Genomic DNA, 24,730 nt, shown 5'->3' with positions numbered 1-24,730 from the left:
ACAGGCGCCAGGCGCAGGTCGAGAGTCATGCCGCCTGACTCGACAGGCGACCTACAACAAGATCCGAGGAATGCGTCATGAAATTTTCGTTGTTCGTACACATGGAACGTTGGGATGAACAGGTCAGCCACCGCCAGCTGTTCGAAGACCTCACCGAACTGACCCTGATGGCCGAAGACGGCGGTTTCAGCACCGTGTGGATCGGCGAACACCACGCCATGGAATACACCATCTCGCCCAGCCCGATGCCGCTGCTGGCCTACCTCGCGGCGCGCACCACGACCATCCACCTCGGTGCCGGGACCATCATTGCGCCGTTCTGGCACCCGCTACGGGTGGCCGGTGAATGCGCCCTGCTCGATGTGATCAGCAACGGCCGCATGGAAGTCGGCCTGGCCCGCGGCGCCTACCAGTTCGAGTTCGACCGCATGGCTGGGGGCATGCCCGCCTCCGAGGGCGGTCAGGCCCTGCGTGAGATGGTCCCGGTGATCCGTGCCTTGTGGCAAGGCGACTACGCCCACGACGGCGAGATCTGGAAGTTCCCCACCTCGACCTGCGTGCCCAAGCCGCTGCACAAGCCCATGCCGCCGATGTGGATCGCCGCGCGCGACCCGGACTCGCACAACTTCGCGGTCAAGAACGGCTGCAACGTGATGGTCACGCCGCTGATGAAAGGCGATGAAGAAGTCCTCGACCTTAAAAACAAATTCGATGCGGCCCTGGCCAACAACCCCGAGGTACCGCGCCCGCAACTGATGGTGCTACGCCACACCCACGTGCATGCCGCGGATGACGCCGACGGCTGGAAAGTCGGCGCCCAGGCCATCTCGCGCTTCTACCGGACCTTCGATGCCTGGTTCGGCAACAAGCAGGTGCCGGAGAACGGCTTTTTGGCCCCCAGCCCGGAAGAGAAATTCAAGGAACGCCCGGAGTTCGAACTGGACAACATCCGCAAGAACACCATGATCGGCACCCCGGCAGAAATCATCGCGCGCATTCGTTACTACCAGCAACTGGGGGTCGACGAATTCAGCTTCTGGTGCGACAACAGCCTGTCCCACGCCGAGAAGAAAAAGTCGCTGGCGCTGTTTATCAACGAAGTGGTGCCGGCGTTCCGCTGACCGTCACGTTCGTCGGCCCGGATCCAACCGGGCCGACGCTGTGGTATACCCAAAAAAGCAACCTGACTGATGCGCTTTCGATACCACAGCAGCGAGGTAAGGATGATGAAAACCCTTCAATGCGTGCATCGCAACCACACCATCACCGCAAGCGTCGAAACCCACCCGGGCATTCCCACGCCCTTCAACGCCGGATGCCTGATTACCGATCCCGAGGGCCACACCAGCCGGCGCTTGTCGCTGCCGGTGAAGATGGCCTACCTGGCCGACCTTGATAACGCCCAACATGCATCACTGGCGCACGGCAAATGGCTGGTCGACCAGCAACTGGATAAGCGTCAACAGCTGTTTTGACTGAACAACCGTGCACCTATGTGGCCCCCTGATCCTGAGCGGGGCCCTGCTGCTCCGGCAACGCCAGCCCGTAATCACTTTGCTCGTTCCAGTCCTCACCGAACACTTCCGCCGGGTGCATGGTGCGGTCGGCGCCGTTACCGCAGGCCAGGGCGTTGGCCGCGCAGTAGCGGTCACAACCCCAGCAGATGCGCTCGGGGTGCTTGGGGCTGATGGGAAAAGGCTTGGCCATGAGATGCCTCGGACGGGCAATGGGCGAGCTTCCACGCTACTGCGCAGCTAAAGTCCTGCCCTTGATGCAGATCAAGGGTGCGGCCGGATCGCCGGTAAAATTGATAATAATCATTATTATTCGCGCAAAGGCTTCCTAGACTCGGGCTCCCACTGCCCAGCCCCGGAAGCCATCATGCGTACGCCCCTCTCGTTGTCACTCGCCTTGCTCCTGATCACCCCGCAGGCGTTCGCCAAGGAATACCCCATCGGCGAGCCGCAACTGTGCCCGGGCCTTGAAGTCGGCGCGGTGTACCTGCAGCCGATCGAAATGGCCCCGGCCGGGATGATGCGCGCGACCGTCGACTCCGATATCCACCTGGAAGCCGACGTGCGCGCCACTGAAAACAACCGCCAGGGCTTTCAGGAAGGCAGTTTCGTGCCCTACCTGAATGTCGCCTTCAGCCCGCAGAAACAGGGCAGCGACACACCCATCAGCGGTAACTTCCACGCCATGGTCGCCAACGACGGGCCGCACTATGGCGATAACGTCAAGCTGCAGGGGCCAGGCAAATACCAGTTGACCTTCACCCTGCTGCCGCCGGCCGGCCACGGCTCGCTCGGACGCCATACCGACAAGGAAACCGGCGTCGAACCCTGGTTCGAGCGCTGCGAACTGCACTACGAATTCGTTTATGCCGGGATCGGCAAGAAAGGCGGTTATTGAATGAAGGCCATGGCCCTGTTGCTCGCTTGTGCGGCCTTGCCGCTGAGCGCCGCGCCGCTGCCGAGTTTCGAGCTGATCCTGCGCGACGGCCACTTCACCCCTGCGCTGCTCGAGGTGCCGGCCGGTCAGCGTTTCAAGATCGTCCTGAAAAACCTCGGCGAGGGCCCGGCGGAATTCGAAAGCAAGCCGCTGCGGGTGGAGAAAGTGCTGTCGCCCGGGGTGACCAGCTTTGTCGTCATTCACCCGTTGCGCCCCGGCCACTATCCGTTCTTCGACGAATTCAATCCGCAGTTGCCCGAGGGCGGCATCCTCGCCAAATAACGCTGCTGCAGGGAGTTTCCATGAATCAAGCCTTGTTCATCGTCTGGCGCGAAAGCGTCGAGGCGCTGCTGGTGATCGGCATTCTCCAGGCCTGGGCCGACCAGCAACAACGCGCTCAGCGCCTGCTGGGGTTTCTGTGGGCTGGCGTGGCCCTGGGCCTGCTGTTGTCGGCGCTGCTGGCGCTGCTGATCCTGTTTGCCGGCGAGGCCATGAGTGGCGCCGGCAACGAATGGTTCCAGGCCGGCATGGCGCTGGTCGCCAGTCTGCTGATGGTGCAGATGGTCGGCTGGATGCATCGCCACGCCCGCTCACTCAAGGATGACTTGCGCCGCCATGCTGATCGGCAACTGGCGCGCCAGGGCGGCATCGGCCTGTTGCTTCTGGCCATGCTGGCAGTCAGCCGGGAAGGCAGCGAAACCGTGGTCTTTCTGTATGGGGCCGGCGCACGCCTGCACGGCACGCAACTGGGCCTGTTTGCCATCGGCGGGGTTGCCGGGCTGGTGTTGTCGGGCTTGTCCATCGCCCTGCTGCACAGCAGCCGGCGATTTGTTTCCTGGCGGCGTTTCTTTGCCATCAGCGAAGCGCTGTTGCTGCTGCTGGCTGCCGGGCTGCTGGTCAGTGCGAGCGAACGCATCGGCGGCCAGTTGCTGGCTTGGGACCTGCCGGAGATGGCTTACAGCCTGGTCGGCGACGCCCTTTGGGACAGCAGCGCCTGGCTCAGCGACAGTCACGGCCCGGGCAGTTTTCTCGCAGGTTTCGCCGGCTACCGGGCGAGCCCCAGCGCGCTCACCCTGCTGGTGCTCTGCGGCTACTGGCTGAGTGTCGGCTGCTGGTTGCTGCAGCGCAGGACAGGCGCCCAAGCATGTCCAGCCTGAGCTTGCACAATCGCTGGCTACAACGCCTGGGCGACGGCATGCGGCGCAACGCCGGGGTGATCAGGGTACTTCAATGGGCGGTTGTGCTGTTCTACGCCCTGCTGCTAGTGCTGCCGGCATTTCTACCTTTACCGAACAGCCAGGCACGCATGCTGGATAACCTGACCCTGCTCGCCCAGTTCCTGTTCTGGGGTATCTGGTGGCCATTCGTGCTGCTGTCGATCGTGCTGTTCGGCAGGCTCTGGTGCGGCGTGCTCTGCCCCGAAGGCGCGCTGAGCGAATGGGCCAGCCAGTATGGCCGGGGCATGGGCGTGCCACGCTGGCTGCGCTGGGGCGGCTGGCCGACCCTGGCGTTCTGCCTGACCACCCTCTACGGCCAATTGATCAGCGTCTATGACTACGCCCAGGCGGCGCTGCTGATTCTCGGTGGCTCGACCCTGGCGGCGGTGCTGGTCGGTGTGCTGTTCGTGCGTGGCAAGCGCATCTGGTGCCGCTACCTGTGCCCGGTCAGCGGGGTCTTCGCCCTGCTCGCCCGGCTGGCGCCGGTGCACTTTCAGGTCGATGAACAGCGCTGGCAAGCCAACGCCGGGCCACGCCTGCCACCGCCCAACTGCGCCCCGCTGCTGGACATCCGGCGGATGCGCGGCGCCCGTGATTGCCATGCCTGTGGCCGCTGCAGCGGGCAACGCGGCGCGGTGCAACTGATCGCCCGTTCCAGCAACCAGGAGATCCTTGAATCGGCCACCCACACCCCCTCGCCCTGGGACACCCACTTGCTGCTGTTCGGGGTGATCGGCCTGGCCATGGGCGCCTTCCAATGGACAGTCAGCCCCTGGTTCATCGCCCTCAAGCAATGGCTGGCCAACTGGCTGGTGGAGCATGAGCTGCTCTGGCCGCTACAGGACAACGCGCCCTGGTGGCTGCTGACCCATTACCCGCAACTCAACGACAGTTTCAGCTGGCTCGACGGCTTCAGTATCGTCGTGTACCTGTGTGGCAGTGCCCTGCTGCTCGGCGGCGGGCTGCTGATCCTGCTGCGCCTGGCCGCGCGGCTGGCGGGCAATCCTGCCCTGTATTGGCCCCTGAGCCTGTGCCTGACGCCCCTGGGTGGTGCAGGGCTGTTCCTTGGCTTGTCGGCCACCACGGTGAAGTTGCTGCGCTTTGAGGGCTTGCTGCTGGACTGGGTACAGCCGGCCAGGGCCACGTTGTTGATCGCGGCCTTGGGCTGGAGCCTGCTGTTGGCGAGCAAGCTGCTGGCAGCGCAACACATCCGTGGCTGGCGCCGTTGCGGCGCCAGCGCTTGCCTGTTGCTGGCCGTCGCCGCAGTGGGCTATGGCGGGTGGTTGCAGTTCTGGGGCTGGAGCTAGACCTTGAAGCGCGCCACGGTCTGGCTCAGGCTGCCGGCCATCTGCGCCAGGTCCTGGCCGGCGGTGTCGGTGTGTTGCGCACCGAGCAGCACCTGTTCGGACAGGTTGCGGATGCCCACCAGGTTGCGGTCCACTTCGCGGGCCACCAGGGCCTGCTCTTCGGTGGCGCTGGCGATCATCATGTTGCGCTCGTTGATCTGCGAGATCGACTGGGTGATCGCCTCCAGCGCTTCACCGGCACGCTGCGCCACCTCCAGGGTGGTGTGTACCCGCTCGCTGCTGCTGAGCATGGCGGTCACCGCCTGGCCGGTGTCCTGGCGGATATTGCCGATCATCTGCTCGATCTCCTGGGTCGAGACCTGGGTGCGATGGGCCAAGGCCCGCACCTCATCGGCAACCACGGCAAAGCCGCGCCCGGCATCACCGGCCCGGGCCGCTTCGATCGCAGCATTGAGCGCCAGCAGGTTGGTCTGTTCGGCAATGCTGCGGATCACATCCAGCACGGTGCTGATGTCCTGCACGCGCCCGGCCAGTTGCTGGATGCGCCCGGAGGTATCGTTGACGTCATCGGCCAGGGCGGTGATCGAGGCTACCGTCTCGCGCACCTGTTCACGACCACGCTGGGCGGTTTGCTCGGAGACCTTCGAGGCTTCGCTGGTGCTCACCGCGTTGCGCGCCACCTCGTCCACCGCAGCAGTCATCTCGTTGACCGCTGCCGCTGCCTGCTCGATTTCCAGGCCCTGCAACTGCAGGCTGCTGCTGGTCTGGCTACTGACCGCACTGAGCTCCTCGGAGGAGCTGGCAACGCGCTCCACCGAGGCGGCGATGTGCTTGACCATGCCATTGAGGCTCTGCTGCATTTCATGCATGTTGAGCATCACGCTGCCGTCGGCGCTGGCGTGGGTCGGTACCTCGATGGTCAGGTCGCCCTGGGCGATCTGGCTCAGCACCCGTGCGGCGGTATCCGGCTCGCCACCCAGCGGCCGGGTCACACTGCGGGTCACCACCAGCGCGGCGGCAAGCACCGCCACCAGGCACAACGCGAACAGCCCGAGCATGTTCAGCCGGGCATCGTTGTAGAGCGCCTGCGCAGCTTGTTCGCGCTCGACGAAAATCTGCCCCTGCAGGGCCATCAGGGTTTCCAGGTTCTTGTAGACCTCGCGCTCGGCGGGCACCACCTGCTGCTTGAGCTGGGCCATCGCCGCTTGCCCATCGCCCTGGCGAATCAGGGTCTGCACCTGGGTGAAGGCAGCGACATACGCTTCGCGGCTGGCTTTCAGCGCGGCATAGGCGGCCTTGCCTTCGGGCAGGTAGAACAACGGCTCGAGCGTCGCCAGGGCCTGGCTGATGCGCTGCTTGGTGGTGTCGATGGCCTGCTGCACCTGCAGGTTGTCCTTGTCGATCAGCAGGTCGCGGGTGTTGCGCGCGTTGTCGCGCACGCCGGTGGCAATGACCATGATCGGCTCGATCTTCGGCCAGTCCTGTTTGACGATCACCACCGCCTGCTCCTTGAGCGTGGCCAGATCGTGCAGTGCATAGAAAGCCAGGCCAAGGAGCGCCAGGGGCGCGATGGCAAAGCCGATGAGGATACGTTGTGCTGTGGTCAATCTGGTCATTTCAAAGCCTTACTAGTCGCGTACTTCAAACACGGGAAACAGCGCGTGGAGGGTGCCCCACAGCTCGGGCAGCAAGCTTTGTGCCGAAGCACTGGGCAATTGCGCATCGAGCATGCGTGCCGTGCGCACCAACTGCACGACGAAGCGTTTGACCCCGAGCGCGTTCAAGCGCCGGGCCAGGGTGATGAGTCGGAGGGGATCGATCAGGTGCCAGTGCACCGTGGTGCGGCATTCATAGTCGACGCCGCTGGCCAGCAGGTAGTCGAGGCTGCGCCAGTTGGCCTGGCCGCTGCCGCGCACGCCAGTGACCGCCTGGCCGTCCTCGGCCAGCGCCTTGACGTCAAAGCCCACCCAATCGGTGCCGGGCAATACCCGGGCAAAGGCCTCGGGCTTGATCCCGGCACTGTGCAGGCCGATGGCAAAGCCCATGGCCCGCACCTGGGCCATGGCCTCTGCCAGGCTGTCCTGCAAGGTCGGTTCGCCGCCGCTGAACACCACGGCGTCGAGCAGGCCCCGTCGTCGCTGCAAAAACTCCAGCACCTGCGCCCAGGGCAGTTCATCACTACCCCGGGGCGGGATCAGTTGCGGGTTGTGGCAATAACGGCAACGCCAGGCGCAGCCCTGGCAGAACAGCACACAGGCCAGCCTGCCGGGGTAATCGAGGGTGGTCAGGGGCACCATGCCCCCGACCCGCAGCACTCGATTCATCGGTGCCCGGCCGTTGCCGCGCCCTCATTGAAATGCAGCCGTTCCTGGTGCTCGGACTGTTTGCCGGGGTTGAACGCCGACACCGGGCGGTGATAGCCCATGACCCGGGTCCAGACTTCGCACCGTTGGCGTTGCGCCACGGGCAGGGATTGCTGTGCAGTCATGTTGAAGCTCCTTGCAGTTGGGGGTAAAGCGGGGTCAATGCACGCTGCCCTGCTGCTGAGCCAGCAACAGCGCCTCGTCGCACTTGGGGCAGAACTCATGTTCGCCATCCAGGTAGCCGTGTACCGGGCAGATGGAAAACGTCGGGGTGATCGTCAGGTACGGCAGGCGGAAGCGCTCCAGGGCCCTGCGCACCAGTTGCTTGCAGGCCTGGGCCGAGGAGATCCGCTCGGCCATGTACAGATGCAGCACGGTGCCGCCGGTGTACTTGCATTGCAGCTCGTCCTGCAGCTCCAGAGCCTCGAACGGATCGTCGGTGTAGCCCACCGGCAGCTGCGATGAGTTGGTGTAGTACGGAGCCTGGCTGCACCCGGCCTGGAGGATGTCGGGGAAGCGCTTGAGGTCTTCCTTGGCGAAGCGGTAGGTGGTGCCTTCGGCCGGGGTCGCTTCGAGGTTGTACAGGTGGCCGGTTTCTTCCTGGAAGCGCACCAGGGTGGCACGCACGTGGTCCAGCAGGTTGAGGGCGAAGCGCCGGCCCTGGGCGCTGTGCAGGCCCATCTGGTCGTCGCTGAAGTTGCGCAGCATCTCGTGCAGGCCGTTGACGCCAATGGTCGAGAAGTGATTGCGCAAGGTACCCAGGTAGCGTTTGGTGTACGGGTACAAACCGGCATCCATGTGATGCTGGATCACCTTGCGCTTGACCTCCAGGCTCTCCATGGCCAGTTCCATCAGGGCATCCAGGCGCTGCAGCAGGCCGCTGACATCACCTTTGAACAGGTAGCCCAGACGCGCGCAGTTGATCGTAACCACGCCCAGCGAGCCGGTCTGCTCGGCCGAGCCGAACAGGCCGCCGCCGCGCTTGAGCAGCTCGCGCACATCCAGCTGCAGGCGACAGCACATCGAGCGCACCTGGTTGGGCTGCATGTCCGAGTTGAGGAAGTTCTGGAAATACGGCAGGCCGTAGCGGGCGGTCATTTCGAACAGGCGCTCGGCGTTGTCGCTGTCCCAGGGAAAATCATGGGTGATGTTGTAGGTCGGGATCGGGAAGGTAAACACCCGGCCCTTGGCGTCGCCGGCCTGCATCACCTCGATGTAGGCCCGGTTGAGCAGGTCCATTTCGGCCTGCAGCTCGCCATAGGCAAAGGGCATCTCCTCGCCGCCGATCACCGGGATCTGTTCGCGCAGGTCCTGCGGGCAGACCCAGTCAAAGGTCAGGTTGGTAAAGGGCGTTTGCGTGCCCCAGCGCGACGGCACGTTGAGGTTGTAGATGAATTCCTGGATGGCCTGGCGCACCTCTTCAAAGCTCAGCTGGTCCTTGCGCACGTAGGGTGCGAGGTAAGTGTCGAATGAGCTGAACGCCTGGGCCCCGGCCCATTCGTTCTGCAGGGTGCCGAGAAAGTTGACCATCTGCCCCAGGGCGCTGCTCAAGTGCTTGGGCGGCCCGGCCTCAACCCGCCCGGGCACGCCATTGAGGCCCTCGTGCAGCAGGCTCCGCAGCGACCAGCCGGCGCAGTAGCCGGCGAGCATGTCGAGGTCATGGATGTGCAGGTCGGCCTCGCGGTGGGCGCGGCCGATGGCTTCGCTGTAGACCTCGTCGAGCCAATAGTTGGCAGTGACCTTGCCGGAGACGTTGAGCACCAGCCCGCCGAGGGAATAACCCTGGTTGGCGTTGGCCTGCACCCGCCAGTCTTCGCGGTTGAGGTATTCGTTCATCGAGGTCGCGACTTCGACCAGGGTCTTGCGGTCACGGCGCAAGCGCCCATGCTGTTCGCGGTAGACGATATAGGCGCGTAGCGAAAGGAAGTGGCCGGCGTCCATCAGCACCCGCTCGACCCGGTCCTGGATCTGCTCGACGTGCAGCTTGGAGTAGCCCTCAAGGTGGGCAAGGACTGCTTCAAGCAAACCGTCTGCCTCAGCTTCGGCATACTCGCCAGTGGCCTTGCCGGCGGCGATCAACGCCTGGCGGATCTTGTCCGCGTCGAAGGCCACCAGGCTGCCGTCGCGCTTGTGCAACCGGTTATGCCCTACCCTGATCAGCGTGCTGTGCATTTGCCCTCCGGACACTACATATAGATGTTTATTGATCTAGAAACACAATATGCAGTGAAGGCTACGGGTAAAGCGGGTGGAAGAAATTGATCGATATCAAGGTTGCCAGGTTGTGCAATCAACCCGGGCTGCTGCGCAGCCATCGCTGGCAAGCCAGCTCCCACAAAGTTCGGTGTATACAGTCCCTGTGGGAGCTGGCTTGCCAGCGATGAGGCCAGAACCGCCCCCCTCACCCGCCGCTCATGTTCATGAACCGCAAGATCTGCACCTCCCCCTGCGCACTGAAATCATGGCGCAACGGCTTGCGCCGCAACGCCTGTTGCAACGCGTTGATGATCGGCTGGTCATCCAGCGGATAGCGCCTCAACAAGCCACGCAAATCCAGCGAATCCTCCTGCCCCAGGCACAGCAACAAGCGCCCTTCCACGGTCATCCGCACCCGATTGCAGCTGGCGCAGAAGTTGTGACTGTTGGGCGAGATAAAGCCGATACGCGTATCGGGATGCCGCGCCAGACGCATGTAGCGCGCCGGCCCACCGCTGTTTTCGGCGCTGTCGAGCAGGGCATGCCGGCTGGCAATCAGCGCCCGCACCTCGTCGCTGGCGCAGAACGACTCGCCGCGCGAACGGCCCACCTCGCCCAAGGGCATCTCTTCGATGAAGGTGATGTCGATGCGCTGGTCGATGGCGTACTGCAGCAAAGGCAGCACTTCATCGAAGTTGCGCCCTTTCATCACCACGCAGTTGAGTTTGATGCCCTCGAACCCGGCATCACGCGCCGCCTCGATGCCGCACAGCACCTGGTCGAGGTCGCCATTGCGGGTAATCGCCCGGAAGCGCTCGCCGTCCAGGCTGTCGAGGCTGATGTTCATGCGCTTGACCCCGGCGTCTACCAGCGGCCGGGCCAGGCGCTGCAGTTGCGAGCCGTTGCTGGTCATCACCAGTTCACGCAGGCCCGGCAAGGCGGCAATGTGACGGCACAGTTCGACGATGCCCGGACGAATCAGCGGCTCGCCACCGGTCAGGCGGATCTTGCGCACGCCCTGGCCAACGAACAGCGTGGCCAGGCGTTGCAATTCCTCCAGGGTCAGCACCTGCTGGCGTGGCAGGAAGGTCATGTGCTTGGCCATGCAGTACACACAGCGAAAATCACAGCGATCGGTCACCGACATGCGCAAGTAATCGATCTGCCGCCCGAAGCCGTCCTGCATCACAGTGCTCATCACCTTCCCCTTATTGCACCAGCGGTGAATCGGCGCCCTGCAAGCGGATGCCGCGAATATCGGCGGCACCGATCAGGGTTTGCAGGTACTGCACCAGGGCCTTTTGCCACACGCCCTGCTGCAACTGGGTGCGGATCGCCGTGGCCACCGCCTCATAAGGCAAGGCCTGGCCTTCGATACGCAGGTCGACACTGACCAGGTGCCAGCCGTAGCGGCTTTCCAGCGGCTTGCCGGCCAGCCCCGGGGCCAGGGTGAACAGCTGGCGCTCCAGCTCCGGCACGGTCTGGCCTTTGCTGATCTGCCCCAGCTCACCGCCCTGGGCCTTCGACGGGCAGGCCGAATACTTCTGCGCAAGCTCGGCGAACTGCTCGGGAAACTGCATCAGGCGCTCATGGAGGATCTCGGCCTGTGCCAGCGCCAGGCTGCGCGCTTCGGCATCATCCGGCGCACACTCCAGCAGGATGTGCCGCACCGCCAGCAGCGGCGCGCTGTGAAAGCGCGCGCGGTTGCTGTGGTAGTAACGTTGGCAGGTGGCCTCGTCACACACCGGTACCTGCACTTCGCGCTCCAGCAGCAAGCGGGTGGCCGCCTCCTCCTGGTTCTCGCCGGCGCCGACCTGCAATTGCAGCCCCAGCTCGGCAATCCGCTGCTGCATCAGCTCGCGGATCACCAACGCGCGGGCGGCCATGTACACCGCCTCTTCGCGATCCGCTGCCGGGTGGTATTGCAGCTCCTGGGCCAACGCCTCGGGGCTGAGGGATACACCGTTGACGCTGATGATCGGCCATTCCTGTTCACTGCTGGCGATCAGTTGCGCCGGCGGCTCGAGCTCCACCGCCAGAGTACTTGGCGCGGTTTCAAGGACCGTCGAAGACGCGCAACCACCGCCACCGCCGTTACCGCCACCACATCCACATCCGCTAGTCATGGCAACCTCCTCAGGCTTTCTGCCGAACGATTTGATAGCGCCGCCCCAGGTACCACACCGGCGCGCTGACGATGTGCACCAGGCGGGTGAAGGGGAACAGCACGAACAGGGTCAGGCCCAGCAGCACGTGCAGCTTGTACACCAGGCTGACCGGGGCAATCGCTGCCGCCGCTTCAACCGGGCGCAGCAGCACGGTGTTCTGCGCCCAGTCGGCGAGCATCACCATCACCGAGCCGTCCATATGGCCGGTGGAGGCGACGATGGTCAGCAAGCCGAGCACCAGTTGCGCCAGCAATACCAGCAAAATCAGGATGTCCGAGGTGCTGGAGGTGGCGCGTACCCGCGGCTCGGTCAGGCGCCGGTGCAGCAGCATGATCAGGCCGATCAGGCACAGCAGGCCGAAGAAGCCCCCGGAGACCATTGCCAGCAGCTGCTTGTGCTCGGTGCTGATCACATGGTGATAGACCGACGCCGGGGTCAGCAGGCCGACAAAATGCCCGGCCAGGACGAACAGCACGCCGATGTGAAAGAAGTTGCTCGCCACGCGCATGCCGCGCTTGTCGAGCATCTGGCTGGAGCCGGCCTTCCAGCTGTACTGCGACAGGTCGAATCGCGCCCAGCTGCCAAGCAAGCAAATCGCCAGCGCCACATAGGGATACACCCCGAACAACAACAGGTTCCACTTAGACATTGCTCACCTCCCCGGCCGGCGCGCTGGCCTGGCCCTGATGCTGAAAATCGACCCAGTGCAGCGGTACCGCGCTCTCTTCCCGGGCCTTGCCCGGCGCGCTTGGCATTGAGCTGCAGCGCTCCTGCTGCTCAGCCTTGAGAAAGTCCACCGCCTCTTCTTCCCAGATCTTGTCCAGGGCTTCGAGGGAGTCATCGCGTTGCTCGGCGGCCACCTGTTCGCGCAGGTCGGCCACCGCCTGGTGCGGCTCGGCACCGGCAATCTGCAGCAGCGCACGGAAGCAACTGGCGTAGGCGCTCTCGCGCTCCTCCAGGCGTGCGGCAAGCAGCGCCAGCAGGTGCGCGACATCGGCGAGGCCCTCGCGGGCCTCAAGGTCTTCGCGGGTCGAGAGGTATTCCAGGTACAGCGGGATGTAGTCCGGCAGCTCCTTGACGCCGATGGCAAAGCCCGCGTCTTCGTACTGGGCGAGCATGTCGACCATGGCCTGGCCGCGGTCGCGGGACTCGCCATGCACATGCTCGAACAGCAACAGCGACAACGAACGGCCACGGCCGAACAGCGCGCCGTAGTGTTCCTGGCCATCCATCAGGTCGTTGTTGCAGATCAGCTCCAGCAGCTCGAACAGGGCGCCGCGCTGGCGCGGGCTGATTTCCCGCGCCTGGATGATCGCCTGCTCCAGCTCGTCGCGGCCGGCAACCAGGGTTTCACTCGGGTAATCGAGCAGCAGCGAAATCACTTTAAGGATGCGCATGCTCATTCCTCCCACAGCTGTACGGTTTTGAGGATGTCGCGGCGGTTGGCCTTCTTCGCCCCGAACATGTTGGTGTCGGAGCTGCCGCTGCAGCCGCTGCCGAAGCTGAAGCCACAACCGGAGCGCTCGGCGAAGGCGTCGCTCATGGCCTCTTCGCGGTGGGCACTCGGTACCACGTAACGGTCTTCGTAGTTGGCGATGGCCAGGTAGCGGTACATCTCCTCGACCTGGTTCACGCTCAAGCCGACGTCGCTGAGCACCTTGAGGTCCTGGACGCCTTCGACCTGCTCGGCACGCTTGTAGGCGCGCATGGCCAGCAGGCGCTTGAGGGCGCGCTTCACCGGTTTTTCGTCGCCGGCGGTCAGCAGGTTGGCCAGGTAGCGCAGCGGGATGCGCAGGCTGTCGACATCCGGGATCACCCCGTTCATGCCCACGGTGCCGGCAGCTGCGGCGTTCTGGATCGGCGACAGCGGCGGCACGTACCAGACCATCGGCAAGGTGCGGTATTCCGGGTGCAGCGGCAGCGCCAGCTTCCAGTCGACGGCCATCTTGTACACCGGCGAGCGTTGCGCGGCGTCGATCACCGACTGCGGTACGCCGTCCTCCAGGGCCTGGCGGATCACCGCCGGGTCGTTGGGGTCGAGGAAGATCTCCAGCTGCTTCTCGTACAAGTCGTGCTCGTTGGCGGTGCTCGCCACTTCCGCGATGCGGTCGGCGTCATACAGCAGCACACCGAGGTAGCGGATACGACCCACGCAGGTTTCGGCACACACAGTGGGCATGCCGGCCTCGATGCGCGGGTAGCAGAAGATGCACTTCTCGGACTTGCCGCTCTTCCAGTTGAAGTAGATCTTCTTGTACGGGCAGCCACTGATGCACATGCGCCAGCCGCGGCATTTTTCCTGGTCGATGAGGACGATACCGTCCTCTTCGCGCTTGTAGATCGCCCCGCTCGGGCAGGACGCCGCGCACGCCGGGTTCAGGCAGTGCTCGCACAGGCGCGGCAGGTACATCATGAAGGTGTTTTCGTACTCACCGTAAATGTCGGCCTGGATCTGGTCGAAGTTCTTGTCCTTGCGCCGCTTGGCGAACTCGGTGCCGAGGATCTCTTCCCAGTTCGGTCCCCACTCGATCTTCTCCATGCGCTTGCCGGACACCACCGAGCGCGGCCGCGCCGTCGGCTGGTGCTCGCCCAGGGGCGCGGTGTGCAGGTGCTGGTAGTCGAAGTCGAACGGCTCGTAATAGTCATCCAGGCTCGGCAGGTCGGGGTTGGCGAAGATGTTCGCCAGCACCCGGAACTTGCCGCCGATGCGCGGGTTGATCGAGCCGTTGGCGTTGCGCACCCAGCCGCCCTTCCACTTGTCCTGGTTTTCCCACTCTTTCGGGTAGCCGACCCCGGGCTTGGATTCAACGTTGTTGAACCAGGCGTACTCCATGCCTTCACGGCTGGTCCAGACGTTCTTGCAGGTGATCGAACAAGTGTGGCAACCGATGCATTTGTCCAGGTTCAGGACCATGCCAATTTGTGAACGGATCTTCATGACAGCACTCCTTATTCCATCTCGGTCGGCAGCGGACCTGGCAGCTCATCGCCGCGCGAACCGTCGAGCCAGTCGACCTTGGCCATCTTGCGCACCACGACGAATTCGTCGCGGTTGCAGCCGACCGTGCCGTAATAGTTGAAGCCATAGGCCTGTTGGGCATAACCGCCGATCATGTGGGTCGGCTTGAGCACCACGCGGGTGACCGAGTTGTGGTGGCCGCCGCGGGTCTTGGTGGTCTCCGCGCCCGGCACGTTCACGATCCGTTCCTGAGCGTGGTACATCATCACCATGCCCTCCTTGACCCGCTGGCTGACCACCGCCCGCGCGGTCAGCGCGCCGTTGGCGTTGAAGCACTCGATCCAGTCGTTGTCCTCGATGCCGGCCTTCTTCGCGTCGATTTCCGAGAGCCAGACGATCGGCCCGCCACGGCTGAGGGTGAGCATCAGCAGGTTGTCGCTGTAGGTGCTGTGGATGCCCCACTTCTGGTGCGGGGTGATCCAGTTGAGAACGATCTCGGTCTCGCCGTTGCTGCGCTTGCCTTTCACCCCGGCGATGGTGCGGGTGTTGACCGGTGGCCGGTAGCTCATCAACTGCTCGCCGAACGCCTGCATCCACGGGTGATCCTGGTAGAACTGCTGGCGGCCGGTGATGGTCCGCCACGGGATGTTCTCGTGAACGTTGGTGTAGCCGGCGTTGTAGCTGACGTGATCGTCTTCGAGCCCCGACCAGGTCGGGCTGGAGATGATCTTGCGCGGCTGCGCCTGGATATCGCGAAAGCGGATCGCTTCGTGGGCCTTGGACAGCGCCAGGTGGCTGTGGTCGATGCCGGTGAACTGCGACAGTGCCGCCCAGGCCTTGACTGCGACATGGCCGTTGGTTTCCGGCGCCAGCGAGAGGATCACCTCGGCGGCGTCGATGGCGGTGTCGATTTTCGGCCGGCCCTGGCTGATGCCCGCCTCGACTTCGCGGTAGTTCAGCTCACCGAGGAATTTCACTTCCTCATCGGTGTTCCAGTTGATGCCCTTGCCGCCGTTGCCGAGTTTTTCCAGCAGCGGGCCCAGCGAGGTGAACTGCTTGTAGATGTTCGGGTAATCACGCTCGACCACCTGCAGGTTCGGCGCATTCTTGCCCGGCTGCGGAGCGACACCGGCGGTTTTCCAGTCGGTGCCGCCAAACGGCTGGGCCAGTTCGCCGACGCTGTCATGCATCAGCGGCACGGTGACCAGGTCCTGCTCGATGCCCAGGTGCCCTTCGGCCATGGCCGAGAAGGCCTTGGCGATGCCCTTGTAGATCTCCCAGTCCGAACGCGATTCCCAGGCCGGATCAATGGCTGCCGACAGCGGGTGGATGAACGGGTGCATGTCCGAAGTGTTCATGTCGTCCTTCTCGTACCAGGTTGCGGTCGGCAGGACGATGTCGGAGTACACGCAGGTCGAAGACATGCGGAAATCCAGGGTGGTGACCAGGTCGAGCTTGCCGATGGCGCCCTCGTCGACCCATTCGGCCTCTTGCGGCTTGCAGTCGCCGACCTGGCCGATGTCTTCGTTCATCACGCCGTTGCGGGTGCCCAGCAGGTACTTGAGCATGTACTCGTGGCCCTTGCCCGACGAGCCCAGCAGGTTGGAACGCCAGATGAACATGTTGCGCGGGAAGTTGACCGGGTTGTCCGGCTGCTCGCAGGCAAAGCGCAGGCTGCCTTCGTGCAGGCCCTTGACCACGTAGTCCTTGGGCGCCATGCCGGCAGCGGCGGCGTCGCGGCAGATGTGCAGCGGGTTGGTGTTGAGCTGCGGCGCGCTGGGCAGCCAGCCGGCGCGTTCGGCGCGGATGTTGTAGTCCAGGGCGTGTTCGGGGAACTCGCGCTTGTCGGCCAGCGGCGAGAGCACGTCGTGCATGCTCATCTTCTCGTGGCGCCATTGCGAGCTGTGGGCGTAGAAGAAGCTGGTGCCGTTCATCTGCCGTGGCGGCCGGCTCCAGTCCAGGCCGAAAGCCAGGGGCAGCCAGCCGCACTGCGGGCGCAGTTTCTCCTGGCCGACGTAGTGGGCCCAGCCGCCACCGGTCTGGCCGACACAACCGCAGAGCATGAGCATGTTGATCAGCCCGCGGTAGTTCATGTCCATGTGGTACCAGTGGTTCATCGCCGCGCCGACGATGATCATCGAGCGGCCACGGGTCTTGTCGGCATTGTCGGCAAACTCGCGGGCGATCTGGATGGCCTTCTCGCGGCTGACACCGGTGATCTGCTCCTGCCAGGCCGGCGTGCCGGGCACGCTGGCATCGTCGTAGTCGCGGGCGACGTTGGCGCCCCCCAGGCCACGGTCGATGGCAAGGTTGGCCGCCGACAGGTCGAACACCGTGGCCACCTTGACCTGGCTGCCGTCGGCCAGGGTCAGGCTGCGCACCGGCACGCGGCGGTACTGCACGGCATCGCCGGCGACATGCTGGAAGTGCTCCTGGCTTTCACCGGCGAAATACGGGAAGGCCACTTCAGCGACATCGCCGCCAATCAGGCTCAGGGTCAGGTCGATCTCGCGGCCTTCGCCACCCTCACGGGCCAGGATGTTCCATTTGCCCTGCTCGCCCCAGCGGTAGCCGATCGAGCCCTGGGGCGAGACCAGCTCGCCGTCGGCATTGACGGCGATGGTTTTCCATTCCGGGTTGTTGTCCTGGCCAAGGTTGTCGGCCAGGTCCGAGGCACGCAGGAAGCGGTCCGGCTGGTAACCGTTGCCCGGCGCGGTACCGAGCATCGGTTTGAGCAGCACCAGTACCGGCAGGTCGGTGTAGCGCTTGGCGTAATCGGTGAAATAGGCGCTTGGCTGGTCCAGGTGAAACTCTTTGAAGATCACATGGTTGAAGGCCTGGGCCAGGGCGGCGTCGGTGCCCTGCTTGGGGTTGAGCCAGAGGTCGGTGAGCTTGGCCACTTCCGAATAGTCGGGGGTGATGGCCACGGTCTTGGTGCCCTTGTAGCGCACCTCGGTGAAAAAGTGCGCGTCGGGGGTACGGGTCTGCGGAACGTTCGAGCCCCAGGCGATGATGTAGTTGGAGTTGTACCAGTCGGCCGACTCCGGCACGTCGGTCTGTTCGCCCCAGACCATTGGCGAAGCCGGCGGCAGGTCGCAGTACCAGTCGTAGAAGCTCAGGCAGGTGCCGCCCAGCAGCGACAGGTAACGGGCACCGGCGGCGTAGCTGACCATCGACATCGCCGGGATCGGCGAGAAGCCCACCACCCGGTCGGGGCCGTACTGCTTGATGGTGTAGACGTTGGCGGCAGCGATGATCTCGGTGACTTCATCCCAGCTGGAGCGAATGAAGCCGCCCATGCCGCGCTTGCTCTTGTAGCTGTCGGCCTTGGCCTTGTTCTCGACAATGCTCGCCCAGGCTTCGACCGGCGCCAGGCTCTGGCGCGCCTCGCGCCACAGTTTGAGCAGCGGCTTGCGGATCTTCGGGTACTTCAGGCGGTTGGCGCTGTAGATGTACCAGCTGTAGCTGGCACCCCGCGGGCAGCCGCGCGGCTCGTGGTTGGGCAGGTCGTTGCGGGTACGCGGGTAGTCGGTCTGCTGGGTTTCCCAGGTAATCAGGCCGTTCTTCACGTAGATCTTCCACGAGCAGGAGCCGGTGCAGTTGACCCCGTGGGTGGAGCGCACGATCTTGTCGTACTGCCAGCGCGAACGGTAGACGTTCTCCCAGTCGCGCGACTCTTTGCGGGTCTCGCCATGACCGTCGGCAAACTCGCCTTGCTTGCGATTGAAGAACCGCAGTTGATCCAGTAGATGACTCATGGTGCTTTCCTCTCAGGCTTGCTGCTGCGGGGTTCTGTGCCCCGCCCGTGCAAGGTGTGAATTCGGGGTTCTGTCAGCAGGGCGTCGCGGCGCCTTTGCGCGCGTACCACCACCAGGTCACGACGATGCAGCTCAGGTAAAAACCGACGAACATGTAGAAGGCCATCTGCGGGCTACCGGTCAGGGCCATGGAAGTGCCGAAGGTCTTGGGAATGAAGAACGCGCCGAAGGCACCCATGGCCGAACTGAAGCCGAGTACCGCGGCCGATTCCTTGCCGGCGTTTTTCAGCGCCTGTTCGCGGGCGGCGGCGCCTTTGCCGCTGGCAGCCTGTTCGTGCAGGGTGCGGAAGATCACCGGGATCATGCGGAAGGTCGAACCGTTGCCGATGCCGGTGGTGATGAACAGCAGCATGAACATGCCGAGGAAGCCGTAGAAGTTGCCGCTCTCGCCCTGCTGGGGGATGAACGCCAGCACGCCGAAGACCATGACGATCATCAGCACGAAGTTCCACAGGGTCACCCGTGCGCCGCCGAGCTTGTCCGCCAGCCAGCCACCCAGCGGCCGTACCAGGGCGCCGACCAGCGGGCCGAGGAAGGCGAACGTCAGGGCGTTGACCTGCGGGAAGGCGGTCTTGATCAGCAGCGGAAAGGCGGCCGAGAAGCCGATGAACGAGCCGAAGGTGGCCAGGTACAACCAGCACATCAGCCAGTTGTGCTTGCGCTTGAAGATCACCGCCTGCTCGCTGAACGAGGCCTTGGCGCTGGACAGGTCATTCATGCCGAACCAGGCCAGCAAGGTGACGATGATGATGAACGGCACCCAGATGAAACCGGCGTTCTGCAGCCACAGCTGACCGCCATCGGCCAGCACCTGCGGCTGGCCACCGAGCACGCCGAACAGGCCGAAGGTGATCACCAGCGGTACGCAGAACTGCATGACCGAGACGCCAAGGTTACCCAGGCCGGCATTCAGGCCCAGGGCCGTGCCCTGCTGCGACTTGGGGTAGAAGAAACTGATGTTGGACATGCTCGAGGCGAAGTTGCCGCCGCCAAAGCCGCACAGCAGCGCAATCATCACGAACACGCTGTAGGGCGTGCTCGGGTCTTGCACGGCAAAGCCCATCCACAGCGATGGCGCCAGCAGCGAGGCGGTGCTCAGGGCGGTCCAGCGCCGGCCGCCGAAGATCGGCACCATGAACGAATAGAACACCCGGAAGGTCGCCCCCGAGAGCCCCGGCAAGGCCGCCAGCCAGAACAGCTGGTCGGTGCTGAAAGTAAAGCCGATGGCGTTCAGGCGCACGATCACCGTGCTCCACACCATCCACACGGCAAAGGCCAGCAGCAGTGCGGGAATCGAGATCCACAGGTTGCGGGTGGCGGTCTTCTTGCCGCTACGGCCCCAGAACGCGGGATCTTCCGGGCGCCAGTCGTGAATTACCGGGCCTTTGTCAGGCGTGTTAAGAACCGACATGGTCTTCTCCTTGGGCAATGCTGGAAAACGGGGAGGCGGCCGCTGGAGGCTGTTTGCCCAGCAGCGGGCGCTTGCGGATTTCGCTGAAGTACATCCAGGTGAGCGACACCCAGACCACGCCGTACATCAACATGAAGCAGGAGGAACGCACGCCGGTGAGGTCGACCAGCGCGCCGAACAGGATCGGCAGGATGAAGCCGCCCAGGCCACCGGCCAGGCCGACGATGCCGGACACTGCGCCCATGTTCTGCGGGTAGTCGTTGGCGATGTACTTGAACACCGAGGCCTTGCCGAAGGCGAAGGCGATGCCCATGACGAACAGCAGCACGGTAAACAGCGCCGGGTTCAGGCCAATGTGAAAGTCCAGCGGGCCGTTGATGGTCTGCACCTGCAGCTGGGTTTGCGGGTACGACAGCAGGAACAGGCAGATCCAGCTCACCCACAGCACCCACCAGGTCACGCTCTGCGCGCCCCAGCGGTCCGACATCCAGCCGCCGACCGCGCGCAGCACGCCGCCCGGCAACGAGAAGCAGGCGGCCAGCAGCGCTGCGCTTTGCAGGCTGAAGCCATATTCCTGGACGTAGTACTTGGTCATCCACAGCGCCAGGGCCACGTAGCCGCCGAAGACGATCGAGTAGTACTGGCAGTAGCGCCACACCGCAGGTTCGGCCAGGGCCTTGAGCTGTTCGCTCAGGCTCGCGCCGCTGGCACTGCGATGGGCCTTGTTTTCGGCGCTGAGAAACCAGAACAGCACGGCGGTGATGAACAGGATGGCGCTGAACACTTTCGGTACCAGCTGCCAGCTGCCGGCGGCAATCAGCGCCGGGGCGAGGAACTTGGTCACCGCCGCCCCGGCGTTGCCGGCGCCGAAGATGCCCATGGCCAGGCCCTGGTTGTCTTGTTCGAACCACTTGGCAACGTAGGCAATGCCCACCGAGAACGAGCCGCCGGCAAGGCCGACGAACAAGCCCAGCACCAGGAACTGCCAGTAAGCCGTGGCGTGGCTGATCAGGTACAGCGGCAGCACGCAGGCCAGCATCAGCAAGAAGAACACGCTGCGCCCGCCGAAGCGGTCGGTGAGCATGCCCAGCGGCAGGCGCACCAGCGAGCCGGTCAGCACCGGGGTGGCGGCCAGCAGGCCGAACTGGGTTTCGTTGAGCTGGAGCAGGTCCTTGATCGGTACGCCTAGCACGGCAAACATCATCCAGACCATGAAGCAGACGGTGAAGGCCAGCGTACTCATGCCCAGCACCAGGCCTTGGCGTATTCGCGGTTGAGTCATCTCGGGTCTCCAGTCAGGTAGCCATGGCCCGCAGACTAGAGAGGCAAACCCCGATAAAACTTGACGCCGATCAAAGAAGCCCTGGCGCTCATAGGCCTATGCTTGCACTGCCTACCTCCAACGAGGTAGAGCCGAAAAACCTCTAAACCCTTTGTTTATCAGGGTGTTGTCAGTTTTCCACCTGGTTTGGCGGTAAAACTGGCAGTTGCAAACTCTTTAGAGGTAGAGCGCCAGGGACAGGCTGCGAAACGATCAGCTGCAACACCTTGGAGTGCTCCATGTGCCGTTTTCCCCTTCTTGCCCCCGGCTGCCGTCCATGATCGGCTGGCTGCGCAGTTCGCTGCCCGCTCGCGCGGGCCTGGCGGTGATCCTGATCGCCGTGCTGGCCCTGGCCAGTTCGCTCAGCGCCGGGTTGATCGCCTGGTTCAGCCAGGGCGATGCGGCGGCGATCAACACCGCCGGTTCCGTGCGCATGGAGACCTACCACCTGAGCTGGAAGCTGGCCGCCGGGGCCGAACCCGTCGAGCTCGAGCGCATCCGCGACAGCCTGCAGCAGCGGCTCAACAGCCCGGCACTGGAAGCGGTGCTCGAAGACGGCAAGAACCTCGAGCTGCAGGCCAGTTACCAGCAATTGCAGGACTACTGGCAGCAAACCTTGCTGCCCGCCTTGCAGCGTGGCGACGCCGCCGGCTTTCAGGCCAGCACCCTGCCCTTCGTCAACCAGCTCAACCAGTTCGTCAGCCTGCTGCAACGCCAGAGCGAACATAAGCAGGGCTGGCAGCAAGTGATCCAGGGTGCGGCGCTGTTCACCACCATGATCGTCCTGCTGTTCGGCCTGTATGAATTGCAATACAACGTGATCACGCCGTTGAAGGAACTGGTGGATGCCACCCAGCGCTTTCGCCGCGGCGAGTTCCAGGCACGGGTCAATCACCAGTCCGAAGACGAGCTCGGCGAGCTGGCCACCAGCTTCAACGCCATGGCCGAAACCATCGAACAATCCCACCGCACCCTGGAAACCCAGGTGCAGCATAAAACCCTCAACCTGCAGCAGGCCAACGCCGCCCTGGAGCTGCTGTACCAAAGCAGCCGCAGCCTGGCCACGCGGCTGGCCAACGCCGAGGGCCTCGATGAGCTGATCCGCCGCTTCCAGCAGCGCTTGCCGGGCCTGCGCCTGTCGCTGTGCCTGCAAGGCCAGTTGCAGGCCCCGGCCCAGCAACTGCTGGCCCTGCATGGCGCCGACAGCCGCAAGATCTGCGCCAGCAGCGATTGCGCCAGTTGCCAACGGCACCAGCGCACCAACCGCCACACCTTCAGCATCAGCAACCAGGGCAGCACCCTAGGCGAGCTGAAGGCGCACTTTATCGACGGCCACGAGCCGCAAGCCTGGGAGACCGAACTGATCCAGGCCCTGGCCAACCTGATCGGCACCTCGCTGTCGCTCAAACGCCAGCGCGAACAGGACCACCGCCTGGTGCTGCTCGAAGAGCGCGCAATCATCGCCCGCGAGCTGCACGACTCCCTGGCCCAGGCGCTGTCGTACATGAAGCTGCAAGTCAGCCGCATGCAAACGCTGATGCGCCGTGGCGAGCCGGTGGCGACCCTGGAGAACGTCACCGCCGAGCTGCGCGAAGGCTTGAACAACGCTTACCGCCAGTTGCGCGAACTGCTCACCACCTTTCGCCTGCAGATCCACGATGCCGGGCTGGTGCAGGAGCTCAAGGACACCGCCGAGGAGTTCTCCCGCCGGGGCGAATTCCAGGTGCACCTGCATGTCGACAGCCTGGCCTTCGAACTGTCGGCCAGCGAGCAGATCCACATCCTGCAGATCACCCGCGAGGCGCTGTCCAACTGCCTGCGCCACGCCCACGCGCAGAACGCCTGGCTGCAGTTGCGCCAGCATGGCGAGAACGTCTGCCTGTCGATCGAGGACGATGGCCGCGGCTTCAGCGGTACCCACGACCTGCGCGAACATCACGGCCTGAACATCATGGACGAACGCGCCCGCAGCCTGCGCGGCCAGTTGCAGATTGTTGGCCGGGAGCCGCAAGGCACCCGGGTCCAGATGGAATTTCGCCCGGAGTTTCTCGGGCACCTGACAGAAGGTAACCCTGTATGACCCCCTCCCCGCGCTACCGGATATTACTGGTCGACGACCACCCGATGATGCGCCGCGGCATTCGCCAGATGCTCGAACTGGAAGACGACTTCGAAATCGTCGGCGAAGCCAGCCACGGCGAAGAAGCCCTGGCCTTGATCCCGACACTGCAACCGGACCTGGTCCTGCTCGATAACAACATGCCGCAGATGAACGGCATCGAAACCCTGCGCCACCTGCGCAGCCAGGGCTTTGCCGGCAAGGTGCTGCTGTTCACCGTGTCCGATGCCGAAGACGACATCCGCGATGCCCTGCGCCTGGACGCCGACGGCTACCTGCTCAAGGACATGGAACCGGAGCTGCTGATCCAGTACATCCGCGACGCCATGAACGGCGCCCTGGTGATCAGCCCCGGCCTGACCCGGGTCATGGCCCAGGCCCTGCGCTCACCACCGCGCCAGCCGGAAGTAGAGCTGACCGAACGCGAGCGCCAGGTACTGAAAACCATCGCCAGCGGCTACAGCAACAAGGTCATCGGGCACAAGCTGGGCATCACCGAAGGTACGGTCAAGGTGCATGTGAAGAACCTGCTGCACAAGCTCGGCCTGCGTTCGCGGGTGGAAGCGGCGGTGTGGGCCATGGAGCACCTGCGCCAAAGCGCCTGAGCCCCTTTTGCCGACTGCCCCTTTGGAGGTAGACCGGCAGAGGCATAGGCCGCCGGCGCCGCGGGTTTTACCATAGGCGCCAGCGGAGGTACGCCATGCTGACCCACCCTTCTACCGTTCTGGTTTTACGTCGCCACCACCTGTTCAGCCAACTGCCGGACAAAGTCTTCGAAGCTGTCTGCGGCCTGGCCATGCTCCGGCGCCTGAGCTGTCATGACACGCTCATGCACCAGGGCGATCCGGCCAAGCGTTTTTTCCTGTTGGTCAGTGGCCAGATCAAGCTGTACCGGCTCAGTGCCGAGGGCCAGGAGCACCTGGTGGAGATCATCCAGCCGGGCCAGACCTTTGCCGAAGCGCTGCTGTTCAGCCAGGCGCGCAGCTACCCGGTGACGGCCACGGCGCTCAAGGACTGCGTGCTGATCAGCATCGACGGCGGCCATTACCGTAATGCCCTGGAAGACCAGCCGCAGGTGTGCCTGGCCATTCTGGCGAGCATGAGCATCCACCTGCACCAGCGCCTCAAGGACATCGACACGCTGACCTCGGCCAGTGCCAGCCGGCGGGTGATCAACTTCCTGCTGCAGGAATGCGACCCGGACAGTGGCCGGGTCGAGCTGCAGGTGTCCAAGCGCCTGGTGGCCTCCAAACTGGGCATCCAGCCGGAGACCTTTTCGCGCACCCTGCATCGCCTGGTGGAGCGCGGCCTGATCGCCATGGAGCGGCGCAGCATCCATATCCTCGCCGCCGATGAGCTGGCCGACTACTCGGGATAGCCCGGGGTAGCCGGCCCTGCCC

Annotated in this window: 22 protein-coding genes; 9 read left to right on the top strand and 13 right to left on the bottom strand. The window is 64.2% G+C overall.

The features are described 5' to 3' along the window. Nucleotides 1-77 precede the first annotated feature (77 nt). Nucleotides 78-1,121 carry an LLM class flavin-dependent oxidoreductase gene (locus tag LOY45_RS11865; protein WP_115086393.1) on the top strand — a complete coding sequence of 348 codons (1,044 nt, stop codon included), beginning with the start codon at nucleotides 78-80 and terminating at the stop codon, nucleotides 1,119-1,121. A 105-nt stretch (nucleotides 1,122-1,226) separates the two neighbouring features. After that, nucleotides 1,227-1,475 carry a hypothetical protein gene (locus LOY45_RS11860; RefSeq protein WP_115086392.1) on the top strand — a complete coding sequence of 83 codons (249 nt, stop codon included), beginning with the start codon at nucleotides 1,227-1,229 and terminating at the stop codon, nucleotides 1,473-1,475. Nucleotides 1,476-1,491: 16 nt separating this feature from the next. Here LOY45_RS11860 and LOY45_RS11855 read toward each other — a convergent pair whose 3' ends face one another. Continuing rightward, nucleotides 1,492-1,707: a DUF3079 domain-containing protein gene (locus LOY45_RS11855; protein WP_258579178.1), complete on the bottom strand. Its 216-nt coding sequence runs from the start codon at nucleotides 1,705-1,707 to the stop codon at nucleotides 1,492-1,494. A 174-nt stretch (nucleotides 1,708-1,881) separates the two neighbouring features. Between LOY45_RS11855 and LOY45_RS11850 the strand changes: the two genes are divergently transcribed. The 4 genes from LOY45_RS11850 to LOY45_RS11835 are packed head-to-tail and all read left to right on the top strand — an operon-like array spanning nucleotide 1,882 to nucleotide 4,975. Next, nucleotides 1,882-2,412 carry an iron transporter gene (locus LOY45_RS11850; protein ID WP_258579177.1) on the top strand — a complete coding sequence of 177 codons (531 nt, stop codon included), beginning with the start codon at nucleotides 1,882-1,884 and terminating at the stop codon, nucleotides 2,410-2,412. Continuing rightward, the gene (locus LOY45_RS11845) at nucleotides 2,413-2,733 is read left to right on the top strand and encodes a cupredoxin domain-containing protein (RefSeq protein ID WP_258579176.1); all 321 of its coding nucleotides are present in this window, start codon (nucleotides 2,413-2,415) and stop codon (nucleotides 2,731-2,733) included. A gap of 20 nt (nucleotides 2,734-2,753) precedes the next feature. Next, nucleotides 2,754-3,608, top strand: coding sequence for an FTR1 family iron permease (locus LOY45_RS11840; RefSeq protein ID WP_115086388.1), 855 nt, complete (start codon nucleotides 2,754-2,756; stop codon nucleotides 3,606-3,608). Continuing rightward, nucleotides 3,596-4,975, top strand: coding sequence for a 4Fe-4S binding protein (locus tag LOY45_RS11835; protein ID WP_258579175.1), 1,380 nt, complete (start codon nucleotides 3,596-3,598; stop codon nucleotides 4,973-4,975). Before LOY45_RS11840 ends, LOY45_RS11835 begins: the two co-directional genes overlap by 13 nt. Here LOY45_RS11835 and LOY45_RS11830 read toward each other — a convergent pair. The 12 genes from LOY45_RS11830 to LOY45_RS11775 form a co-directional block, all read right to left on the bottom strand. Continuing rightward, on the bottom strand, nucleotides 4,972-6,591 hold the full coding sequence (locus LOY45_RS11830; protein WP_115086386.1) for a methyl-accepting chemotaxis protein: 1,620 nt from the start codon (nucleotides 6,589-6,591) through the stop codon (nucleotides 4,972-4,974). The genes LOY45_RS11835 and LOY45_RS11830 overlap by 4 nt on opposite strands. 12 nt (nucleotides 6,592-6,603) lie before the next feature. Continuing rightward, entirely contained in the window at nucleotides 6,604-7,299 is a 696-nt protein-coding gene (locus LOY45_RS11825; protein ID WP_115086385.1) for an anaerobic ribonucleoside-triphosphate reductase activating protein, read from the bottom strand. Beyond that, nucleotides 7,296-7,463: an anaerobic ribonucleoside-triphosphate reductase gene (gene nrdD / locus LOY45_RS11820; protein ID WP_115086384.1), complete on the bottom strand. Its 168-nt coding sequence runs from the start codon at nucleotides 7,461-7,463 to the stop codon at nucleotides 7,296-7,298. The genes LOY45_RS11825 and nrdD overlap by 4 nt, the downstream gene beginning before the upstream one ends. 34 nt (nucleotides 7,464-7,497) lie before the next feature. Further along, the gene (locus tag LOY45_RS11815; RefSeq protein ID WP_134062376.1) at nucleotides 7,498-9,510 is read right to left on the bottom strand and encodes a ribonucleoside triphosphate reductase; all 2,013 of its coding nucleotides are present in this window, start codon (nucleotides 9,508-9,510) and stop codon (nucleotides 7,498-7,500) included. 229 nt (nucleotides 9,511-9,739) lie between these two features. After that, a complete protein-coding gene (gene moaA, locus LOY45_RS11810) occupies nucleotides 9,740-10,732 on the bottom strand; it encodes a GTP 3',8-cyclase MoaA (RefSeq protein ID WP_258579174.1) in 993 nt (330 codons plus the stop codon). Nucleotides 10,733-10,742: 10 nt separating this feature from the next. Continuing rightward, the gene (locus LOY45_RS11805) at nucleotides 10,743-11,660 is read right to left on the bottom strand and encodes a peptidylprolyl isomerase (RefSeq protein ID WP_258579173.1); all 918 of its coding nucleotides are present in this window, start codon (nucleotides 11,658-11,660) and stop codon (nucleotides 10,743-10,745) included. Between the two features lie 10 nt (nucleotides 11,661-11,670). Then, on the bottom strand, nucleotides 11,671-12,351 hold the full coding sequence (narI, locus tag LOY45_RS11800; protein WP_115086380.1) for a respiratory nitrate reductase subunit gamma: 681 nt from the start codon (nucleotides 12,349-12,351) through the stop codon (nucleotides 11,671-11,673). Then, entirely contained in the window at nucleotides 12,344-13,099 is a 756-nt protein-coding gene (narJ, locus tag LOY45_RS11795; protein WP_134062372.1) for a nitrate reductase molybdenum cofactor assembly chaperone, read from the bottom strand. The genes narI and narJ overlap by 8 nt, the downstream gene beginning before the upstream one ends. A 2-nt stretch (nucleotides 13,100-13,101) precedes the next feature. Next, entirely contained in the window at nucleotides 13,102-14,640 is a 1,539-nt protein-coding gene (narH, locus tag LOY45_RS11790; protein WP_038995541.1) for a nitrate reductase subunit beta, read from the bottom strand. An 11-nt stretch (nucleotides 14,641-14,651) separates the two neighbouring features. Further along, a complete protein-coding gene (locus LOY45_RS11785) occupies nucleotides 14,652-18,419 on the bottom strand; it encodes a nitrate reductase subunit alpha (protein ID WP_258579172.1) in 3,768 nt (1,255 codons plus the stop codon). 73 nt (nucleotides 18,420-18,492) lie between these two features. Then, complete coding sequence (locus tag LOY45_RS11780) at nucleotides 18,493-19,890, bottom strand: NarK family nitrate/nitrite MFS transporter (protein ID WP_115086377.1); 1,398 nt, start codon at nucleotides 19,888-19,890, stop codon at nucleotides 18,493-18,495. After that, nucleotides 19,877-21,172, bottom strand: a complete 1,296-nt coding sequence (locus LOY45_RS11775; RefSeq protein ID WP_115086376.1) for an MFS transporter — start codon at nucleotides 21,170-21,172, stop codon at nucleotides 19,877-19,879. The genes LOY45_RS11780 and LOY45_RS11775 overlap by 14 nt, the downstream gene beginning before the upstream one ends. 316 nt (nucleotides 21,173-21,488) lie before the next feature. On the opposite strand from LOY45_RS11775, the gene LOY45_RS11770 reads away from it, so the two are divergent. From LOY45_RS11770 to LOY45_RS11760, 3 genes are all read left to right on the top strand, one after another. After that, nucleotides 21,489-23,291, top strand: coding sequence for a HAMP domain-containing protein (locus LOY45_RS11770; protein WP_115086375.1), 1,803 nt, complete (start codon nucleotides 21,489-21,491; stop codon nucleotides 23,289-23,291). Beyond that, the gene (gene narL / locus LOY45_RS11765) at nucleotides 23,288-23,935 is read left to right on the top strand and encodes a two-component system response regulator NarL (RefSeq protein WP_115086374.1); all 648 of its coding nucleotides are present in this window, start codon (nucleotides 23,288-23,290) and stop codon (nucleotides 23,933-23,935) included. Before LOY45_RS11770 ends, narL begins: the two co-directional genes overlap by 4 nt. A gap of 95 nt (nucleotides 23,936-24,030) precedes the next feature. Next, the gene (locus tag LOY45_RS11760; RefSeq protein ID WP_115086373.1) at nucleotides 24,031-24,708 is read left to right on the top strand and encodes a Crp/Fnr family transcriptional regulator; all 678 of its coding nucleotides are present in this window, start codon (nucleotides 24,031-24,033) and stop codon (nucleotides 24,706-24,708) included. The last annotated feature ends 22 nt before the right edge of the window (nucleotides 24,709-24,730 follow it).

Source organism: Pseudomonas wadenswilerensis (genome assembly GCF_024749185.1).
Taxonomy (GTDB): Bacteria; Pseudomonadota; Gammaproteobacteria; order Pseudomonadales; family Pseudomonadaceae; genus Aquipseudomonas; species Aquipseudomonas wadenswilerensis.
This window is presented reverse-complemented; position numbering and strand designations above follow the sequence as displayed.

What these genes read in the sequence shown, in the direction of transcription:
- LOY45_RS11865 (WP_115086393.1), top strand. Translation starts at nt 78, where the DNA reads ATGAAATTTTCGTTGTTCGTACACATGGAACGTTGGGATGAACAGGTC.
- LOY45_RS11860 (WP_115086392.1), top strand. Translation starts at nt 1,227, where the DNA reads ATGAAAACCCTTCAATGCGTGCATCGCAACCACACCATCACCGCAAGC.
- LOY45_RS11855 (WP_258579178.1), bottom strand. Translation starts at nt 1,707, where the DNA reads ATGGCCAAGCCTTTTCCCATCAGCCCCAAGCACCCCGAGCGCATCTGC.
- LOY45_RS11850 (WP_258579177.1), top strand. Translation starts at nt 1,882, where the DNA reads ATGCGTACGCCCCTCTCGTTGTCACTCGCCTTGCTCCTGATCACCCCG.
- LOY45_RS11845 (WP_258579176.1), top strand. Translation starts at nt 2,413, where the DNA reads ATGAAGGCCATGGCCCTGTTGCTCGCTTGTGCGGCCTTGCCGCTGAGC.
- LOY45_RS11840 (WP_115086388.1), top strand. Translation starts at nt 2,754, where the DNA reads ATGAATCAAGCCTTGTTCATCGTCTGGCGCGAAAGCGTCGAGGCGCTG.
- LOY45_RS11835 (WP_258579175.1), top strand. Translation starts at nt 3,596, where the DNA reads ATGTCCAGCCTGAGCTTGCACAATCGCTGGCTACAACGCCTGGGCGAC.
- LOY45_RS11830 (WP_115086386.1), bottom strand. Translation starts at nt 6,591, where the DNA reads ATGACCAGATTGACCACAGCACAACGTATCCTCATCGGCTTTGCCATC.
- LOY45_RS11825 (WP_115086385.1), bottom strand. Translation starts at nt 7,299, where the DNA reads ATGAATCGAGTGCTGCGGGTCGGGGGCATGGTGCCCCTGACCACCCTC.
- nrdD (WP_115086384.1), bottom strand. Translation starts at nt 7,463, where the DNA reads ATGACTGCACAGCAATCCCTGCCCGTGGCGCAACGCCAACGGTGCGAA.
- LOY45_RS11815 (WP_134062376.1), bottom strand. Translation starts at nt 9,510, where the DNA reads ATGCACAGCACGCTGATCAGGGTAGGGCATAACCGGTTGCACAAGCGC.
- moaA (WP_258579174.1), bottom strand. Translation starts at nt 10,732, where the DNA reads ATGAGCACTGTGATGCAGGACGGCTTCGGGCGGCAGATCGATTACTTG.
- LOY45_RS11805 (WP_258579173.1), bottom strand. Translation starts at nt 11,660, where the DNA reads ATGACTAGCGGATGTGGATGTGGTGGCGGTAACGGCGGTGGCGGTGGT.
- narI (WP_115086380.1), bottom strand. Translation starts at nt 12,351, where the DNA reads ATGTCTAAGTGGAACCTGTTGTTGTTCGGGGTGTATCCCTATGTGGCG.
- narJ (WP_134062372.1), bottom strand. Translation starts at nt 13,099, where the DNA reads ATGCGCATCCTTAAAGTGATTTCGCTGCTGCTCGATTACCCGAGTGAA.
- narH (WP_038995541.1), bottom strand. Translation starts at nt 14,640, where the DNA reads ATGAAGATCCGTTCACAAATTGGCATGGTCCTGAACCTGGACAAATGC.
- LOY45_RS11785 (WP_258579172.1), bottom strand. Translation starts at nt 18,419, where the DNA reads ATGAGTCATCTACTGGATCAACTGCGGTTCTTCAATCGCAAGCAAGGC.
- LOY45_RS11780 (WP_115086377.1), bottom strand. Translation starts at nt 19,890, where the DNA reads ATGTCGGTTCTTAACACGCCTGACAAAGGCCCGGTAATTCACGACTGG.
- LOY45_RS11775 (WP_115086376.1), bottom strand. Translation starts at nt 21,172, where the DNA reads ATGACTCAACCGCGAATACGCCAAGGCCTGGTGCTGGGCATGAGTACG.
- LOY45_RS11770 (WP_115086375.1), top strand. Translation starts at nt 21,489, where the DNA reads ATGATCGGCTGGCTGCGCAGTTCGCTGCCCGCTCGCGCGGGCCTGGCG.
- narL (WP_115086374.1), top strand. Translation starts at nt 23,288, where the DNA reads ATGACCCCCTCCCCGCGCTACCGGATATTACTGGTCGACGACCACCCG.
- LOY45_RS11760 (WP_115086373.1), top strand. Translation starts at nt 24,031, where the DNA reads ATGCTGACCCACCCTTCTACCGTTCTGGTTTTACGTCGCCACCACCTG.